The 2,475-nt window shown below is 32.4% G+C and carries 3 protein-coding genes; all 3 read right to left on the reverse strand.

Features of this window, described 5'->3' with window-relative positions; all coding sequences use genetic code 11:
* Positions 1 to 401 (reverse strand): ABC transporter ATP-binding protein (locus tag SPD90_RS03160; protein ID WP_320924279.1); only part of this gene is annotated, 401 nt, incomplete at its 3' end.
* On the reverse strand, positions 394 to 1,404 hold the full coding sequence (locus tag SPD90_RS03165; RefSeq protein WP_320924280.1) for a FecCD family ABC transporter permease: 1,011 nt from the start codon (positions 1,402 to 1,404) through the stop codon (positions 394 to 396). The genes SPD90_RS03165 and SPD90_RS03160, both read right to left, overlap by 8 nt.
* Positions 1,397 to 2,263: a heme ABC transporter substrate-binding protein IsdE gene (isdE, locus tag SPD90_RS03170; RefSeq protein WP_320624652.1), complete on the reverse strand. Its 867-nt coding sequence runs from the start codon at positions 2,261 to 2,263 to the stop codon at positions 1,397 to 1,399. Before isdE ends, SPD90_RS03165 begins: the two co-directional genes overlap by 8 nt.
* Between the last annotated feature and the right edge of the window lie 212 nt (positions 2,264 to 2,475).

Below are 2,475 nucleotides of genomic sequence, written 5' to 3' on the forward strand. Positions count from 1 at the left end.
AAATTATTTACTTTTTTATGCTGTATATCTGAAATTCCTGTAGCATCAAGTGCAAAGTCTATCATCTTTTCATTTTCATCTTTATCCGTATAAATATTTCTGCCAAATGAAACTAAATCCCTTACTGTAATATCATCTGGAGATTCATGCTCTTGGTAGACACACGATATGTATTTAGCTATTTCCTTTTGTTTTAATTTTCTAATATCCATATCATTTAAGTAAATTTTACCGGATTTGGGCTTTAAATAAGTCGATATCATATGCAAAAGCGTACTTTTTCCACTTCCATTTGGTCCAAGTATAGTAGTAATTTTCCCACCTTCAAATTCTAAAGATAAATCTTTTATAAAGTCCCTTCTCTTTTGGTAGGAAAAACTCACATTTTCCAATTTAATCATTTTTCTTGCTCCTTCTAAGTATATAAATAAAAAACGGACCTCCTATCAAGCACATGACAAGTCCCACTGGTATCTCATAAGGTCTAAATAAATTTCTACTTATTGTATCTGCAATCAAAAGCAAAACTCCACCTGTAAAATAGCTAAACGGTATTAAGTATTTATGCTTAAAACCTATCAAAAACCTGCAAATATGCGGTACTACAAGTCCAACAAATGAAATAACTCCTCCTACTCCTGTAGATATACTCGTCAAAAATACAGCTACTGTAGTTATAAGTATTCTCGACTTATTTACATCTAGACCTAAACTCTGAGCCGTTTTATCTCCCAGACCCATAAGATCACAGCTTTTTATCACAGATAAAATTAAAATAATTCCTATAAGCGTGTAACAAACTAGTATTTTAAAATCTATCCAAGTTACATTTACTAAGCTTCCCATAAGCCATGTTTGTATAGATGAGACTCCTGCACTATTAAAAACCGTCATTATAGATGAAAGTGCATTTAAAATCGAATTTACACAGACACCTGCAAGTATTATCCTAAGAGGAGAAAATCCTCTATCTTCACCTATTAGATAAACTAAAAACGCAGCTACTATACCTCCTAAAAAAGCCACTATCAGCTTATATTTTACAATTTCTGTAAATAAAACCATTACTAAAATCGAAGCTAAGCTTGCTCCTGAAGATATACCCACTATCCCAGGATCTGCAAGTGGATTTTTCATCGTAGTCTGAAGTAAAATCCCAGATACAGCTAGATTTCCGCCAATTATTACAGCAGCCAATACTCTAGGCAATCTCAAATCCTTAATTATTAAAAAGCTATCACTCTCTTTTTTTAAAAAAATCCCCTCGACAAGCTCCATAAAAGAAATCTCAATACTTCCAATTCTCAAAGATATCAATACAGCTAAAACTAAAATAAAAACTATGCTCAAAATCATGTATATTTTCTTTTTGTCGCTCAAACCATATGTTTCTACTTTATTCATATAATATTTCTCCTAATTTTTCTAAAGCATCACCTATTTTTAAATTGGCGCTCATTCCAAAATATCCATTTTCTAAATAAGTTATATCTTTGTTTTTAACTGCATTTACATGCTTCCATGATTTCTTTTCTAATTCCTCTTCTACAGATTTTTTAGCTGCTTCAGGCTCTGCATGAGTCATTACAAGTATTTTATCAGGATTTAACTTTATTATTTCTTCAGTGTTAATTTGAGTAAATGAAGTCGTCGCATTTGAAAACACGTTATTTCCTCCAGCTAGCTCTACTAAATTTCCTACATAGCTTTTATCTGTAGCCACCATCACACTTCCAGGTGCTCCAAATAATACTAGTATTTTTTGATCTGAGGTCTTATTTTTTGAAACCTGCTCTTCTATTTTATTTATATCCGATAAAATTTCTTGTGCTTTCTCCTGTTTGTCGAATTTTTCACCTAAGCTAGAAATAGTTTCCTTCAATCCATCGACATCACTCAAATTGTAAAAATTTGCATCTATGTTGTTTTGTTCAAATTGTTTTTCATAATCACTTCCCAAGGTGTTTACACAGATTACGCTAGTCGGCTTCAATGATTTTATAATTTCCATATCTGGATTCATGGGACTTCCGACCTTCGTCGCATCCTTTACACTTTCGGGTAAATCGTAGCTAGTATTTGGTACGCCACTTACTTTAACATCTAATTCGTCTAGTATTTCTGTTATAGCAACAGATGTAGCAACTACAACCTGCTCTTTTTCTTCTTTATTAGCAGTATTTTCTTCAGTAGTTTGACTCGAACATCCCACAGCTACAAAAATTACTAATAAAGCCGATATCATAAGTAAAATCTTTTTCAATTTTATGTCCTCTCTTTTCTTTATTTGTGCAATTTATATAAATTTAAATAATTTTCTAATTCAATAATTTTAAATCATAACCACCCGTAAAACGGGTGGTTTGCTCTGAGGCTATAAGCCTCTTTTACTGGCTGCGCCTAAAGGGCGCCAGCTTTCACTTCGTTCAAGCTACAGCCCTTTGATACTATGCAATCCCTAAAGGGATTTTAATA

The organism is Intestinibacter sp., from assembly GCF_034113885.1.
Taxonomy (GTDB): Bacteria; Bacillota; Clostridia; order Peptostreptococcales; family Peptostreptococcaceae; genus Intestinibacter.

What these genes read in the sequence shown, in the direction of transcription:
- SPD90_RS03165 (WP_320924280.1), bottom strand. Translation starts at nt 1,404, where the DNA reads ATGAATAAAGTAGAAACATATGGTTTGAGCGACAAAAAGAAAATATAC.